15 protein-coding genes are annotated in these 15,327 nt (G+C 66.9%); 7 read left to right on the forward strand and 8 right to left on the reverse strand.

Annotation, left to right across the window (positions count from 1 at the left end; genetic code table 11):
* Positions 1-148 precede the first annotated feature (148 nt).
* The 3 genes from ACFW6D_RS27390 to ACFW6D_RS27400 are packed head-to-tail and all read left to right on the forward strand — an operon-like array spanning position 149 to position 2,948.
* The gene (locus ACFW6D_RS27390) at positions 149-1,390 is read left to right on the forward strand and encodes a hypothetical protein (RefSeq protein WP_379332764.1); all 1,242 of its coding nucleotides are present in this window, start codon (positions 149-151) and stop codon (positions 1,388-1,390) included.
* Positions 1,391-1,401: 11 nt separating this feature from the next.
* Complete coding sequence (locus tag ACFW6D_RS27395; RefSeq protein ID WP_379332766.1) at positions 1,402-1,917, forward strand: ImmA/IrrE family metallo-endopeptidase; 516 nt, start codon at positions 1,402-1,404, stop codon at positions 1,915-1,917.
* Positions 1,914-2,948, forward strand: coding sequence for a hypothetical protein (locus ACFW6D_RS27400; RefSeq protein ID WP_379332768.1), 1,035 nt, complete (start codon positions 1,914-1,916; stop codon positions 2,946-2,948). Before ACFW6D_RS27395 ends, ACFW6D_RS27400 begins: the two co-directional genes overlap by 4 nt.
* 126 nt (positions 2,949-3,074) lie before the next feature.
* Here ACFW6D_RS27400 and ACFW6D_RS27405 read toward each other — a convergent pair whose 3' ends face one another.
* Entirely contained in the window at positions 3,075-3,491 is a 417-nt protein-coding gene (locus tag ACFW6D_RS27405) for a helix-turn-helix domain-containing protein (RefSeq protein WP_019044759.1), read from the reverse strand.
* Between the two features lie 365 nt (positions 3,492-3,856).
* A complete protein-coding gene (locus tag ACFW6D_RS27410; protein ID WP_379332770.1) occupies positions 3,857-5,020 on the reverse strand; it encodes a steroid 3-ketoacyl-CoA thiolase in 1,164 nt (387 codons plus the stop codon).
* 90 nt (positions 5,021-5,110) lie between these two features.
* On the opposite strand from ACFW6D_RS27410, the gene ACFW6D_RS27415 reads away from it, so the two are divergent.
* Positions 5,111-6,421, forward strand: coding sequence for a cytochrome P450 (locus ACFW6D_RS27415; RefSeq protein ID WP_379332772.1), 1,311 nt, complete (start codon positions 5,111-5,113; stop codon positions 6,419-6,421).
* Between the two features lie 58 nt (positions 6,422-6,479).
* Here ACFW6D_RS27415 and ACFW6D_RS27420 read toward each other — a convergent pair whose 3' ends face one another.
* The 5 genes from ACFW6D_RS27420 to ACFW6D_RS27440 are packed head-to-tail and all read right to left on the reverse strand — an operon-like array spanning position 6,480 to position 10,950.
* A complete protein-coding gene (locus ACFW6D_RS27420) occupies positions 6,480-6,878 on the reverse strand; it encodes a nuclear transport factor 2 family protein (protein WP_379332774.1) in 399 nt (132 codons plus the stop codon).
* On the reverse strand, positions 6,875-7,765 hold the full coding sequence (locus ACFW6D_RS27425) for a TIGR03619 family F420-dependent LLM class oxidoreductase (protein ID WP_379332776.1): 891 nt from the start codon (positions 7,763-7,765) through the stop codon (positions 6,875-6,877). The genes ACFW6D_RS27420 and ACFW6D_RS27425 overlap by 4 nt, the downstream gene beginning before the upstream one ends.
* Positions 7,762-8,946: a thiolase domain-containing protein gene (locus ACFW6D_RS27430; protein WP_379332777.1), complete on the reverse strand. Its 1,185-nt coding sequence runs from the start codon at positions 8,944-8,946 to the stop codon at positions 7,762-7,764. The genes ACFW6D_RS27425 and ACFW6D_RS27430 overlap by 4 nt, the downstream gene beginning before the upstream one ends.
* The gene (locus ACFW6D_RS27435) at positions 8,943-9,974 is read right to left on the reverse strand and encodes a thiolase domain-containing protein (RefSeq protein ID WP_379332779.1); all 1,032 of its coding nucleotides are present in this window, start codon (positions 9,972-9,974) and stop codon (positions 8,943-8,945) included. The genes ACFW6D_RS27430 and ACFW6D_RS27435 overlap by 4 nt, the downstream gene beginning before the upstream one ends.
* Before the next feature lie 10 nt (positions 9,975-9,984).
* Positions 9,985-10,950, reverse strand: coding sequence for a Zn-ribbon domain-containing OB-fold protein (locus tag ACFW6D_RS27440; RefSeq protein WP_379332781.1), 966 nt, complete (start codon positions 10,948-10,950; stop codon positions 9,985-9,987).
* A 60-nt stretch (positions 10,951-11,010) separates the two neighbouring features.
* On the opposite strand from ACFW6D_RS27440, the gene ACFW6D_RS27445 reads away from it, so the two are divergent.
* Positions 11,011-12,048 (forward strand): LLM class F420-dependent oxidoreductase, encoded by a 1,038-nt coding sequence (locus ACFW6D_RS27445; RefSeq protein WP_379332783.1) that lies wholly within the window; start codon positions 11,011-11,013, stop codon positions 12,046-12,048.
* A 21-nt stretch (positions 12,049-12,069) separates the two neighbouring features.
* On the forward strand, positions 12,070-13,593 hold the full coding sequence (locus ACFW6D_RS27450; RefSeq protein WP_379332785.1) for an acyl-CoA synthetase: 1,524 nt from the start codon (positions 12,070-12,072) through the stop codon (positions 13,591-13,593).
* Positions 13,594-13,623: 30 nt separating this feature from the next.
* Here the strand turns inward: ACFW6D_RS27450 and ACFW6D_RS27455 are convergent, their stop codons facing one another.
* Positions 13,624-14,619, reverse strand: a complete 996-nt coding sequence (locus ACFW6D_RS27455; RefSeq protein ID WP_379332786.1) for a sigma-70 family RNA polymerase sigma factor — start codon at positions 14,617-14,619, stop codon at positions 13,624-13,626.
* A 149-nt stretch (positions 14,620-14,768) separates the two neighbouring features.
* Between ACFW6D_RS27455 and ACFW6D_RS27460 the strand changes: the two genes are divergently transcribed.
* Positions 14,769-15,185: a VOC family protein gene (locus ACFW6D_RS27460; RefSeq protein WP_379332788.1), complete on the forward strand. Its 417-nt coding sequence runs from the start codon at positions 14,769-14,771 to the stop codon at positions 15,183-15,185.
* Positions 15,186-15,327: the final 142 nt, after the last annotated feature.

Below are 15,327 nucleotides of genomic sequence, written 5' to 3' on the forward strand. Positions count from 1 at the left end.
TCACACACGTTCAGGGGGCTGGACGACTCTTGCTCCCCTCTGCGGGCATCGTGCAGTGGGTTTACTATGGGCTACTGTTCGTCGATCCCGGAATGTGTCGCGACCGGGGGTAATTCTGCGCTGAATAACTAAGGGGATGATCGAGCGCATGGCCATTGGTCGCATGTTGCGCGTATTTGCCGCTGCGAGTGTGCTGGCCGGCTGTGCGCTTTTAGGGCCCGCGGTGGCCATGGCCGCCCCGGAGAAACAGCCCACGCCCGCCGCCCAGGCGCCCGGCAGCGGCAGTGCCGGGCAGGGCAACGGCAGCGGCGGGGGCAATGGTGGCCAGGCCACCCCGACCCCCCAGCCCGGTGAGCTGAGCCTGCCCGGTCAGAACAATGGTCAGCCGAACACCCCGGCTCAGGAGCCCACAGTGCCGGGTAACCAGCAGGGCCCCGGCGTCCCGACTGATCCTCAGTCGGGTGCTCCGGTCGCGGACGAAGGCGGATGGACCCCCCTTACCATCCCCGGTCAGTCGAACGCCGACGTCCCCAAGCAGGAAGTCGCGGGTCCGCTCTCCGGTTCGGCCGGTGCGGGCTCCGCCGCAGCGGGTGCGGGTTCGGCCGCGGTCGGTTCGGCCGCCGCGGGCACTGGCTCGGCAGGTCTCGGCGTGCTGCTCGGTACCGGTTCGGCAGGCCTCGGCGTAGTCCTCGGCACCGGCTCCGCTGGCGCGGCCGCCGTCCTCGGTACCGGTTCGGCGGGTGCCGCGGCGGTTCTCGGCACGGGCTCCGCAGGCGCCGCGGCGGTCCTCGGTACCGGCTCGGCCGCGGTCGGGTCGGCTGCCGCGGGCACCGGTTCGGCCGCGCTCGGCGCGGGCTCGGCTGTACTCGGAACAGGTTCTGCCGCAGTAGGTTCCGCCGCTGCCGGCTCCGCGGCGGTAGGTTCCGCCGGTGCGGGCTCGGCCGCAGTGGGTTCCGCCGCGGTGGGTTCCGCGGCGGTAGGTTCCGCTTCGCCTCTGCTGTTGCTCCTGATCCCGATCCCGTCGGCCCCGGCCGCCCCGGCCCTGCCGCCCATCGCGATCCCCGCCGCACCTGCGGCCCCGGGTGTGCCGAATGTGGCTGTGGCAGCGCCTGTTCCGGCAGCAGCGCCGCCCGCCGCGGAGGCGCCCGCCCCCGCCGCACCACCCCCCGCCGCGGCAGCACCGGCCCCGGCGGCCAAACCGAACCACGAGTTCAAGCCGACCAGTGACAACAGTGGCCTCCCAGAACCCGAACTCCTGTCGGTGATCGGCGGCCTGATCGCGCTGACCCTGGCCGGAACCGGTTCGGGCGCAGTCAGTTTCCAGGGTGCCGCGGCAGCCCAAGCACGGGTGAACGCGGCGCGTGCCGAGTTCTTCGGACCGAGGTCGTGAGGGGATCTTCGATGAGTAAGAGCAAGACCCAGAGCACCTCCCGGTCCTATCGCCGCGTCGCCGCCGCCGTCGACGCGGTGTGCGCGGTGGCCGCCGACTCCGACGCCACCAGTCTCGACGAGGTGGTGCACGCCATCTCGCTGGAACGCCAACGCGAAATCGAGATCACCAGCGCGAACCTCGGCCCCGGTGTGTGCGGTCAGCGCCGGTTCTATCCCGAACGCGACATCATCGTGCTCGCCGACGCCCTACCCAGCCGCGATCACACCCTCGCCCACGAATTAGGCCATATCGTCTTCGATCACGAAGGCGCACCGGCGGTCGAGACCACGCTCGAGGTCAGTGACGACCTGATCGCCTACATGCTCAGTCAGCGTGCCCACGCCCAGATCGTCGACGACGGCGCCGACGACCTCGCCGAATGGGAAGCCGAGACCTTCGCGGCCATGCTCATGACGCGACTGCGCGTATTCAGCAACCGGGGCGCAGGCGTCTCGGTCCTTCGATTCGATGAGGCACTCGGATGACACTCTGGTTGACAGCCCTGCTGGTCTGGGTTGCCGCGGGTGCGCGAGTGGGTCGCGTGCTGGTGAAGCCGGCAACGACCTCCCGCGTCGCCATCGTCGTCGCGGTCGCCGCCGTGGCACTCGCGGTCACCGTCGCCATTCCCGAGATGGCGGTTGCCGTCGACAACCTGATGAAGGGCGGTGTGCACAGCGGCTGGCTGTCCACCGGCATCGTCATCTCCGCCTGGCTGCTGTTCACCGCGGCCACCTCGGTGGTGGCCTCCGCCGCGTGGCCGGTGGTCTCGCGGCGCAACCTGCGCCAGGTCGCGATGGTTGTCTACGGGATCGGCGCGGTGTCGATCGCCATCACCCTGGCCTGGTCGTTCACCTTCGGCTGGATCATGGTCGCGCTCGGCGCGGTGTTCATCGTGACCACCGGTCTGCGCAACCTCGACTGGACCATCCTCGGGCGCGGCATCGCGATCTACATCACCGGCACCGCCCTGGTCGCGGTGATGGCGGTCGCGAATGTGGGCCGCGCCTTCCAGCATGCCGAGCCGACCCCGCCCAACGAACCGCTGTGGGGCTGGGTCGCCTGGGAGATCGCCGCGCTGTTGATCGCGCTGGGCGCGGTCTCCATCGTGATCGAGCTGTGGTGGCGGGCCAAGGTGCTGCTGCGCCGGATCCAGCCGCTGCACAAGCTGATGGTCGGGCGGTTCCCCGAGGTGGTCGCGCCCGAGCAGAACGCCACCTCGGCGCAGCTCAAGGCCTCCGATCACATGGCTCAGGTGATGGACGCGCTGTATCTGCTCTCGGGCAGCGGCATCGTCATCCCGGCCGCGGGTGAGCCGCCGAACTCGGTGCCGCAGCGTGCCGCGGTGGTGGCCGAGTGGGCGCGAAATCCGTTGGGGGACTTGTTCGTCGACGCGCGCTGGATCGCGCCACCGCCCGGCGTGAGCCCGCGCGGCTGGGTGCTGGCCTTGGCGAGTGAGTACGAGAAGGTCGCCGCAGCCCAGGGGGCAGCACCCCAGAATGCCGCCACACCACGCTGAGAACACAGAAAACGGGCCTGAGCTGGTGGTTTCCCACCGTCTCAGGCCCGTTGTCTGCGTATCCGACGTTGTTACGGCCGTACCCAGGACACCATCAGGTGCGTCAGGCCGACCACCGCGTGGTCCCTATTCCGTGCCGTCCGGCGGAATTTCGGGCAAGCCTTCGCTGGCCCGGAGCTTCTCCGCCATCGAGGTGAGCAGATTCTGTGATTCTTCGGACAGATCGAATGCCCTGCTCGACAGTCGACGAAGTCCGTAACCCTGCAGCTGCGCGAGCAACTCCAGGTCGTGATCGATCTTGGCCGCGTAGATATCGTTGAAGAAGTAGTCAGGCTTGACCTTGAAGAACTTCGCCAGGGCGGCCACCGTCTCATCGGACGGATTCGTTCGTTGTCCCGACCGCAACTGCGAGAGATACGGCTTCGAGATCGGATGCCCGGAGGCAGTCAGCGCAGCCGCAACCTCTGCGTTGGTATGCGGCTTGCGCCCCGGGGGATGCACGGTTTCGAACAGCTTGTTCAGCCGCGCCGCGAAATCAGCCATTGTGAGCCGCCCAATTCCCTTCACTGTACTAACAGTCGTTATCTCGGATACGTATCATTGATATTAGCGGCTCAGTAACTGAAAACCTACGCCTGATTCGGGATTTCTCTACGATTTCCGACGCTCACCTGCGTGCAGGGGCGGCAGTGGTCGCGTTTGCGGGTCACGCCAACGACTCTTGTGGAGCGCGGGGGTGTCCGAGTTCGTGCCCGTCGTGGGGTTCTTCCGCCATCCAGCCATGATAGCTCAAAGATAGCTGACATCTCATCATCCCAGAGCCCCCCGTGACTTTGTGGCGTACGACACGTTCCAGGCGCCCTGGGATGAATGTTCAACCTGGGCGCCCGGTTTCGGTATAGCCCAGTCTACAGGCGTTCGATGATGGTGCCGGTCGCGAGTGCGCCGCCGGCGCACATCAGCACCATAGCAGTGCCCTGACCTGTGCGTTCGAGCTCGTGTAACGCTGTTGTGATCAAACGTGAGCCGGTAGAGCCCACGGGATGCCCGATTGCGATCGCACCGCCGTTGACATTTACCCGGTTCATGTCAGGTTGATGTACGGAAGCCCACGAAAGGGCGACGGACGCGAATGCTTCGTTGATCTCGAAAAGATCGATATCGCCAATCGTCATTCCGGAGCGCTCGAGCAGCCGGGTGCACGCCTGCACCGGCCCGTCCAGATGGAAGTTCGGCTCGGCGCCGACGAGCACCTGGGTGTGAATCCGAGCGCGCGGTCGCAAACCCTTTCGGCGCGCGACGGTTTCGTCCATCAGCAGCACCGCGGCGGCGCCGTCGGAGATCTGCGACGAGGTGCCCGCGGTGTGGATGCCGTCGGCCACCACCGGCTTCAGCGCGGACAGTCCTTCGATGGTGGTCGCGCGCAGGCCTTGGTCGCGGCTGACCTCCACCTTCTCGCCGGTGGCCACGCCTTCGCTGTCGAGCACCGGCGCCGAGACCGGAAGCACCTCGCGGTCGTAGCGGCCCTCGGCCCAGGCTCGCGCCGCCAATTGCTGTGAGCGCAGGCCGAATTCGTCGATATCGGCGCGGGTGATCCCGCGCCTGCGGGCGATACGCTCGGCGGCGCCGAACTGATCGGGCAGATCGATCGACCACGAGGCGGGCCGACGCGGGCCCGCCTCGGTGCCCACATTGGCGCCGAGCGGTACCCGGCTCATCGCCTCCACGCCGCACGCGATGCCGACGTCGATCGCCCCGGTGGCGATGAGGCCCGCGATCAGGTGGTTGGCCTGCTGGGCCGAACCGCACTGGGCGTCGATCGTGGTCGCGCCGGTCTGCCACGGCAGGCCCGCGTGTAGCCAGGCGACCCGGGTGACGTTGTTGGACTGCTCGCCCGCCTGGGTGACGCAGCCGCCGATCACCTGCTCGACCTCGGCCGGGTCGAGGCCCGCGCGGTCGAGCAGTCCGCGCTGGGCCAGCCCGAGCAGTTCGGCGGCGTGCAGGCCGGAAAGTTGGCCTCGCCGTTTGCCGATCGGGGTACGCACGGCCTCGACGATCACGGGTGTGCCCATCTGAATCTCCCTCATAACTGCAACAGGTTCTGATCTTGGGCTCAGGGTAAAACCGCGAGGTTCTTCCGTCGCGGCAACCCCTGTGCTTGAATGATTGTAGAACGTGTTTCAGTTTGTCGAAGGAGACATCTGGTGGTAGATCCGAGCAATGTACGGCCGAACCTGCCGGACGGGTTCGACGTTACCGACCCCGACATCTACGCCGAGCGTGTTCCGGTGGAAGAGTTCGCCGAACTGCGGCGGTCGGCCCCGATCTGGTGGAACGAGCAGTCGCCCGAGGTCGGCGGTTTCCACGACGACGGCTTCTGGGTGGTGAGCAAGCACGCCGACGTCAAAGAGGTCTCGCGCCGCAGCGACGTGTTCTCCACCTTCGAGAACACCGCGATCCCGCGCTTCAACGACGACATCCAGCGCGAACAGATCGAACTGCAGCGCTTCGTCCTGCTCAACAAGGACGCCCCCGAGCACACCAAGCTGCGCAAGCTCATCTCCAAGGGCTTCACCCCGCGCGCGGTCAACGGTCTGCGCGCCGAACTGTCGGCGCGCGCCGCCGACATCGTGCGAAGGGCGGCCGAGTCCGGTTCCGGCGACTTCGTCACCCAGGTGGCCTGTGAGCTGCCGCTGCAGGCGATCGCCGAGCTGATCGGCGTGCCGCAGGAGGACCGGATGAAGGTCTTCGAATGGTCCAACGACATGACCGGATACGACGATCCGGACAACGTTGATATCGATCCGGTGGCCGCGTCGATGGAGCTGCTCGGCTACTCCTATCAGATGGCCGAAGCCAGAAAAGCCTGTCCGGCAGACGATCTGGTGACCACCCTGATCGAGGCCGACGTCGACGGTGAGGCGCTGACTCCCGAGGAGTTCGGCTTCTTCGTCATCCTGCTGGCGGTTGCGGGCAACGAGACCACCCGCAACGCCATCAGCCACGGGATGATCGCGTTCATGGAGAACCCGGACCAGTGGGAGCTGTTCAAGAAAGAGCGTCCCGCCACCGCGGTCGACGAGATCATCCGCTGGGCGACCCCGGTCACCTCCTTCCAGCGCACCGCGCTCGAGGACACCGAGCTGGGCGGCGTGCAGATCAAGAAGGGTCAGCGCCTGGTCATGCTGTACCGCTCGGCAAACTTCGACGAGGACGTTTTCGAGCAGCCGGAGAAGTTCGACATCCTGCGTAAGGACAACCAGCACCTGGCCTTCGGCGGCACCGGCGCCCACTTCTGCGTCGGCGCGAACCTGGCTCGGCTCGAGGTCGATCTGATCTTCAACGCGATTGCTGACCATCTGCCCGATATCACGCAAATCGGAGATCCGAAACGTCTGCGTTCGGGTTGGCTCAATGGGATCAAGGAGCTGCCAGTCGATTACAAGCCCGCTGGTTGCCCTGTCGCGCACTGAGTAGCGATACCACGAGAACAGCCCGAGACCAATAGGTCCCGGGCTGTTCTGTGTTTGTCTATGCGGGGCGCGTAGTAGCGACCGCGCGGTCTACTTCCCAGAATGCACGCAGTGCGGCGATCTTCCCCTCGGCGTCGACCTTGTAGGTGAATACTCCTTCGGCGTCGATCACGTGGCCGGCGATAGTCGTGCGGATCAGGCCGGTGAACGCGATTTCATTTCCGCAGGCGAAGGAGTCGTCGAAGTGGAATTCGATGGATTCGGTGAGGGCGATGGCCTTGTCCCAGAACGCGCCGATCGCCGCGTGCCCGCGATGGCCGACGCCCTCGGGATCGAAACCCGAAGGGCCGACGGGGTCTTCGACGATGCCGTCCTCGGCGAACAGGGCGACCCAGGCCGCACGATCCTTGGCGCGGACAGCGGCCTGGGAGGCCAGTCCGGCGGCGCGGGCGCTCATGAGTGCACCTTCGCGATGATGGGGTCGGCGATGTACTTCTCGGCGAAGCGGCGCAGCGAGTCCTGTTTGGCGGCCAGCTCGCCGTCGAACCCGATGCCGTCGGCCAGCCATGGCACCACGATGTTGTCGGTGACGCCCGCGTCGGCCAGATCCTGATAGCCCTCGCGACCGAACTTGTCGATGCAGACGGACTGGATCTCGAACGGCTGCTCTGACCGGCCGTATTCCGTGCGCAGGTCACGCAGGGTGGCGATGGTGGTGACCAGGTCGTCGAACTTCATCATCGCCGAGGTCCAGCCGTCGCCGATACGGGCGGCGCGGCGCAGCGCCGGACCGGTGTGCCCACCGATGTAGAACGGCACCCGTTCACTCGGGGCCGGACTCATCTGCAGCTCGTCGAAATCGAAGAACTCGCCGTGGAATTCGACCATGCCGCCGTCGAGCACCAGCCTGATGACCTCGATCATCTCGTCGACCCGAGCGCCGCGGCGCGCGTACGGCACCCCGCACCACTCGAATTCCTCCGGCGCCCAACCGATGCCGATGCCGAAGCCGAAGCGGTTGCCCGACAGGTTGGCGATGGAGCCGACCTGACGGGCCAGCAGCAGCGGATTGCGGGAACCGAGTTTGAGGACGTTGGTGTAGAACCGCAGCTTCGTGGTGACCGCGGCCATGGTCGCGGCGGCGATCAGTGGGTCGACCCAGGGTGTTTCCGGGCTCCAGAACCGGCTGCCGTCGGGGGTGTAGGGGTAGTCGGCGGACTGGGATTTCATGTAGAACAGCGAGTCGGGCAGCCCGATGGAGCTGAACCCGCATTCTTCGGCCGTCTTGGCCAGCTCGGCGAGCTGGTCGAGGGGACTCAGTGCGATACCGAGGGTGAACTTCATTCAGGACGCTCGCTTCCTACAACCCACATCGAAAAGTATTGGGAGCCACCGCCGTACGCGTGGCCGAGGGCTTTGCGCGCGTTCGGCACCTGGTAGGCGCCCGCGCGACCCATCACCTGCTTGGCGGCTTCGGCGAACCGGATCAGGCCGGAGGCGCCGATCGGGTTGGACGAGAGAACGCCGCCGGAGGGGTTCACCGGGATGCGTCCGCCGATCTCCGTCTCGCCCTTGTCGGTGAGCTTCCAGCCGTCGCCCTCGGCCGCGAAGCCGAGATTCTCCAGCCACATCGGCTCGAACCAGGAAAACGGCACGTAGATCTCGGCGACATCGATCTCCTCCAGGGGATAGGTGATCCCGGCCGCCTCCCACAGCGCGGCGGCCGCATCCCGGCCCGCCTGCGGGTTGACCTGGTCGCGCCCGGAGAAGGTGGTCGGCTCGGTCCGCATCGCGGTGCCGTGCACCCAGGCCACCTTCTTGCCTTCGGCTTCTACCACCGCCGCCGCCTCGGCATCGCCGATCACCAGGGCGCACGCGCCATCCGAGGACGGGCAGGTCTCGTCGAAACGGATAGGGTCCCACAGCATTTGGGAGGCCAGCACCGATTCGAGGGTGATGTCGGGCTGATGCAGGTGGGCGAGTGGGTTCTTCGCACCGTTGCGCCGATCCTTCACCGCCACCTGTGCACCGATGTGCATGGGCGCGTTCGACCGGCGAATGTAGGAGCGCACGTGCGGCGCGAAGTAGCCGCCCGCGCCCGCGCCGACCGGCATGGTGAACGGCACCGGAATCGACAACGCCCACATGGCATTCGACTCCGACTGCTTCTCCCATGCCACGGCGAGCACCCGCTTGTGCACCCCCGCCTGCACCAGATTGGCGGCGACGACACCGGTCGACCCGCCGACCGAGCCCGCGGTGTGCACGCGCAGCAACGGTTTGCCCGCCGCACCCAGCGCCTCGGCCATGTACAGCTCGGGCATCATGACGCCCTCGAACAGATCGGGCGCCTTGCCGACGACCACCGCGTCGATATCGGCGATGGTCAGGCCTGCGTCATCGAGTGCACGATCGATGGCCTCACGGCACATGCCCGCCATGGACACGTCCGTACGTTTTGTCACGTGATGGGTTTGGCCGGTGCCGAGGACCGCGGCGGTAAGGCCGGTCTGCTTGGCATTCATCGTGTCTCCGATTCCAGGACGGCGACCAGGTTCTGTTGCAGCGCAGGACCACTGGTCGCATGAGCGAGAGTCCGGTTCGCGGTGCCGGACATGATGGCCTCGGCGGCGCGGCCGATGCGTTCCAGGCCCGCCGAGAACATCGGGTTGGCAGCCAGCGCGCCGCCGGACGGATTGATCACCGTGTTCGCGGACAGGCCGATCGCCTCGGCCAGGATCAGCTGCTGATGACTGAACGGCGCGTGCAGTTCGGCGATGTCGAAATCGCTGTTGCCGCCGGTCGCTGCCGCCGCTGCCGCAGTGGTCGAGGGGGAGCGGGTCAGGTCGCGGCCGCCGAGTGCCTGGGCGTCGATGTTGTGCGCGATGCCGGTGATCCACGCCGGGCGCTCGCACAGCTCCCTCGCACGATCGCCGACCGCGAGCACGATGGCGGCGGCACCGTCGGTGATCGGGGCGATGTCGTGGGCGCGCAGTGGATCGGCCACATACGGTGCGGCGAGCAAGGATTCGAGGTCACCCCCTGCGACGGCGGCCATGTCCTGCTCGGTCCATCGGCCCGAGTCGAGTCCGGCGCGCGCCTGCAGTCCGGCCACCGACACGGCGTCGATCCCCAAGGGGCCGACCAGATACGGGTCGAGCTGCATGGTGAGAACCTGGCGCAGCGTGCCCGCCGAGGACTTGCCGAAGCCGTAGACCAGCGCGGTCTGCGCCTGCCCGGAACGCAGTTTCACCCAAGCCTCGTAGAGGGCCCAGGCGGCGTCCATCTCCACGTGCGACTCGTTGATCGGCGGCACCGCGCCGATCGCGTCGATCGCGGAGATGAACGAAAACGCCCGTCCCGCCAGGTAATCCGAGGAACCGGAGCACCAGAAGTCGATGTCGGACTTGGTGATGCCGAGGTCGGCGTAGAGCTGCTGGAAACACGGCACGAGCATTTCGACGCCGTTGGTGGTGCCGTGGGTTTCCGGCACATGGGGTGCGTGGGCGAAACCCACCACCGCGATCTCGGGCCCGTGGGCTGCTGTGGTCAACGTGGCCTCTCTAGAGGTGATTCTGGTAGGACTCGTAGGGAGCGTCGGGCTCCCCGGTAGGCCGGAAGTGGTCGATATTGGCCAGGGTGTGGCCCCACTCCTCGCGCGGTTTCCACACCGCCTCGACCCGCATGCCCATGCGGACCTCGCTCGCCTCGCAGCCGAGAATCAGGTGCAGGAACGGGATGTCGGCGCCGTCGAGCAGGACATACGCGGCCACGTACGGTGGCTTGATCCGCTGGCCGAGGAACGGCACATTGACGATGCAGAACGTCGTGACGGTGCCGGTGTCGGGCAGTTCGACCAGGTCGTCGGTGGGCTCGCCGGTGGTCGGATTGGCACCCCGCGGTGGGAAATACACCCGGCCGCCCGCCTCGGAACGGCCGCCGATGAGCTTGCCCTCGGCGAGGCCACGCAGGTAGACGCTCTCTTGGGGAGAAGCGGTGTGTTTGTAGTCGAGGGCGACCGGGGTGGTCAGCATGGTGACCGGGGCCTGCTCGGAATAGTCTGCGGTGCTTGCACTTTCGCCGGGAACGAAGCAGGCGATGTCCTGGATGCGGCCGGTGCGCTCGTCGGCCCAGCGAGCGCTGACCCGCATGCCGGTGCCCAGCTGCTCGGGTGCGGTCACGTCGAGCGCGTGCAGCAGGGCGGTGTCGGCGCCGTCGAGCTGGATCAACGCCCACGCGAACGGGCGATCGAACGGCTGGCCTGGCAGCGGCTCGGTCACCCACGTCCACGACTGGACGGTGCCGCTCGCCGCGACCTCGACCAGTTCGGTCAGTGGGGCGCAGGTGAGTGGATCGTATTCGGGTGGTGGCACGAGTGTTCGGCCGTCGCTGCCGCGCACGCCGAGTATGCGGCGTTCGCGCAGGCCGGTCAGAAACGCGCCGATGATGGGTCCGACGGACCTGGTGTAGTCGAATCGCACCCGAAGGGGTGCACTCAATACTTCCACTGCGGTATTCCCCTTGGTCACGATATCGAGTAGAACAGGTTCTTATTCTGCTCGCAAGGATTCGCCGAAAGGGCGCCGATCATGAAATTCGGATTGCAACTCGGATACTGGGGCGCACAGCCGCCCGTCGACGCGGGCGAGCTGGTGATCGCGGCCGAGGAATCGGGGTTTGACGCGGTGTTCGCCGCCGAGTCGTGGGGGTCGGATGCGTTCGCGCCGCTGGCCTGGTGGGGCTCGTCGACCTCGCGCGTACGCCTGGGCACCTCGGTCGCGCAGATGTCGGCGCGCACCCCGGCGGCGACGGCGATGCACGCGCTCACCCTTGATCACCTCAGCGGCGGGCGGGCGATTCTCGGGCTCGGTGTCTCGGGTCCGCAGGTGGTCGAGGGGTGGTACGGGCAACCGTTCGCTCAGCCTTTGAAGCGCACGCGCGAGTACGTCGACATCGTGCGGCAGGTGCTCGCCCGCGAGGCGCCGGTGACCTCCGACGGCACGCACTACGGGCTCCCGTATGCCGGTCCCGGCGCCACCGGACTCGGCAAACCGCTCAAGCCGATCGTGCATCCACTACGTGCGGATCTGCCGATCTGGCTGGGTGCGGAGGGTCCGAAGAACATCGCCCAGACCGCCGAGATCGCCGACGGCTGGCTCGCGATCTACTACGCCCCGCGGCTGGCCGGGATGTACAACGAATGGCTCGACGAGGGCTTCGTGCGGCCCGGCGCCCGTCGCTCGCGGGAAGATTTCGAGATCGCGGCCAGTGCCCAGGTGGTGATCACCGACGATCCGGCGGCCGAGATCGAGCGGATGCGCTGGATCAGCGCGCTCTACATCGGCGGCATGGGCGCGCCGGAGCTGAACTTCCACGCCCAGGTCTATCGGCGGATGGGGTACGGCACCGAGGTCGACGAGATCTCGGCGCTGTTCCAGGCGGGCCGCAAGGCCGAGGCCGCGGCGGCGGTGCCCGACGAGCTGATCACCGACACCGCGATCTTCGGCGACGAGGCCCATGTGCGCTCGCGGCTGAAGGAATGGGAGGACGCGGGCGTGACGATGATGCTGATCTCGGTCTCCGATGCCGAACAAATGCGTAGGCTCCAACCCCTTGTCGCGACGTAGAACACGTTCTAAATTCGAAGGGTGAGTCAGCAGACAACGGAAGTCCTCGGACTGTGGAATATCGCCGCGACCGATCCCGAGCGGATCGCCGTCGTCGACCCGGACGGCCGCGAGATCACCTATCGGGAATTGGCGACCCTGGCCAACCGCTACGCCAACGGACTACGCGGCATCGGATTGCGGACCGGCGATGTCGTGGTCAGCATGCTGCACAACGGCGTCGAGGCGATCGCCGCCTACTTCGCCGCGTACCAGGCGGGGCTGTACATCGTCGCGGTGAACTGGCATCTCACCGCGCCCGAGATCGCCTACATCCTCGGCGACAGCGACGCATCGGCGTTCCTGGCCAGCGAGCGATTCGCCGCCACCGCCGCCGAAGCCGCTGACCTTGCCGCATTGCCCGCTGATGCCCGGTTCGCGGTCGGCACGGTGCCCGGCTTCCGGCCGGTGTCGTGGCTCGGTGCCGCCGATACCGGCAGGCCGACGGAGCGTTCGGTCGGTGCGCCCATGCTCTACACCTCGGGAACCACGGGGCGGCCCAAGGGCGTTCGCCGTCCGCTCACCGGTGCCGATCCCGATGAGGTCCCCGCGCCGAACAAGGCCTTCTTCGGCCTCTTCGGGCTCGCGCCCTACGACGACCACGTGCACATCTGCGGTTCGCCGCTCTATCACACGGCCGTGCTGAACTTCTCGACCATCTCGATTCAGTTGGGGCACAAGCTCGTTCTGATGGATCGGTGGGCTGCCGAGGACATGCTCGCGCTGATCGAACGGCATCGCGTGACGCACAGCCACATGGTGCCCACCCAGTTCCATCGCCTGCTCGCCCTGCCCGCCGACGTGCGGGCCCGCTACGACGTGTCCTCGCTGCGCAGCATGGTGCACGGTGCCGCACCGTGTCCACCGCAGACCAAACGGGAGATGCTCGAATGGTGGGGACCGGTCGTCACCGAGTACTACGCGGCCACCGAGGGCGGCGGCACGGTGATCAACGGTGCCGAATGGCTGCTCAAGCCGGGCTCGGTGGGCAAAGCCTGGCCGTGGTCGGTGATCAAGGTGCTCGACGAGACCGACGGCACCGAACTGCCCGCCGGCAAAGAGGGCCTGGTCTACATGCGGATGGGCGCCTCCAGCTTCGAATACCACCACGCCAAGGAGAAGACCGAGGAGTCGCGCGTCGGTGACCTGTTCACCGTCGGCGACATCGGCTACCTCGACGACGACGGCTACCTGTTCCTGTGTGACCGGCGCTCGGACCTGATCCTGTCCGGCGGGGTCAACATCTACCCGGCCGAGATCGAAGGCGTGCTGATGAGCCACCCGAAGGTCGCCGATGTGGCGGTTCTCGGTGTGCCGGACCCGGATTGGGGTCAGCAGGTGAAGGCGTTCGTGCAGCCGGTCGAGGGCGTCGGCGACTTCACCGACGAACTCCTCGAATTCGCCGCCGGTCAGCTCGCGAAGTACAAGCTGCCCCGCACGGTGGAATACCGTGCGGAGCTGCCACGCGATCCCAACGGAAAGCTGTACAAGCGCCGCCTGCTGTAACCGCTCAGACGGGCTCGCGCCGCTGCATCATCAGACGGGCTCGCGCCACTCCGGCTCGAGCCCGAACAGCGGGAACAGGCGCTGGGTGTCGAGGAAGAAGTTGAGGCCGGCGATGGTGTCGCCCTCGAGTTCGAGCACCGTGATCGACCACGGCACCCAGACGCCGGGCTCCTCGCTCGGCTTGTAGTGACCGAAGGCGGGCGATCCATTGGCCTCGATCGGCACCATTCGCGAGTTGCGGCAGGCGCTGCCCGTGCTGAGCATGAACGCGGCCACATTCTCGGGTCCGGAGATCCAGAGGTCGAACGGCGGCATCGACAGCGCCACATCGGCTTTCAGCAAGGTGGTGAGCGCGTCCATGTCGTAGGCCTCGAACGCGCTGACGAAATCGTCGATCAGCTTGCGCTGGTCGGGATCGGTCTCGTCGAACTTGTCGGCGACCTTCGGCTGCACCTTCGACATGGTGGCCCTTGCCCGCTGCAGCGCGCTGTTCACCGACGCGGGCGACATCATCAGCGCCTCGGCCGTCTCGCCCGCCGAGAACCGCAGCACTTCGCGCATGATCAGGATCGCGCGCTGGGTGGCGGGCAGATGCTGGCAGGCCGCGACGAAGGCAAGGCGCAGCGTGTCCCTGGTGGAAGCGTGGTCGGCCGGGTCGGCGCCGAAGGCCAGCGCGTTCGGGATCGGCTCGATCCACACGTAATCGGGTTGGGGCATGGGCAGCGGTGAATCAGGGCGGCCCGGCCCGTTGAGATCCATCGGTCTGGCGCGGCTCTGTGGCCGGTCGAGCATGTCGAGACAGATATTGGTGGCGATCTTGTACAGCCACGACCGCAGGCTCGCGCGACCCTCGAAGGAATCGTAGGAGCGCCAGGCGCGGGTGAAGGTTTCCTGCACTGCGTCCTCGGCCTCGAACGAGGAGCCGAGCATGCGGTAGGCATACGCGCACAACTCGCGCCGATGCGTCTCGAATTCGGCGAGTACGGCGGGATCGGGGCCGGTGGTGGCGGTTGTGGCGTCGCTCATAGTTTCACGATGCCACAGGGGTCCGACAGCTGACAGGGGTGCGAACGAACTATCTCGATTCGCGAACTTCGCGTGGGTGCGATGAATCGGGGTCGGTCGCCGCGTCTACATGTTCGAGACCGCAACGACGCCCCGAAAGGCTGATTCCCATGAGCAACAAGATGATCTTCATCAACCTCCCCGTCGCCGACCTCGACCGCTCGAAGAGCTTCTACGAGGCGCTGGGCTGGAAGGTCAACGAGGATTTCACCGATCAGAACGCGTCGTGCATCGTCATCGACGACAACATCTGCCTGATGCTGCTGACCAAGGACTTCTTCACCACGTTCAGCAAGCGGCCGATCGCTGATACGACTGCTCGGATCGGTGCGGCGTACGCGTTGTCGCTGGGGAGTGCGGCGGAGGTGGATGTGCTCGCCGATGCGGCGGTTGCCGCCGGGGCCACCGAGGAGACCAACGATGACAAGCGTGCTCAGGAGGCTCAGGTCGGCATGCACGGCCGCACCTTCATCGACCCCGATGGGCACCAGTGGGAGCCGTTCTACATGGACTACCCGGGGGCGTAGGGGCCTGCTGTCTCGGAGCGGCTTGTTCGGCAGAGCTTCGGGGTTTGAGTAGTCCCTGAGGTTTGAGGCTGTGTTTTTGGAGCGCTGGCGCGCTCGAGCGCGGCCCCTGGGGGGCCGCGAGTTAGCCGCCGTTGCTGGAGGC

It is taken from the genome of Nocardia sp. NPDC058705 (genome assembly GCF_042749305.1).
Taxonomy (GTDB): domain Bacteria; phylum Actinomycetota; class Actinomycetes; order Mycobacteriales; family Mycobacteriaceae; genus Nocardia.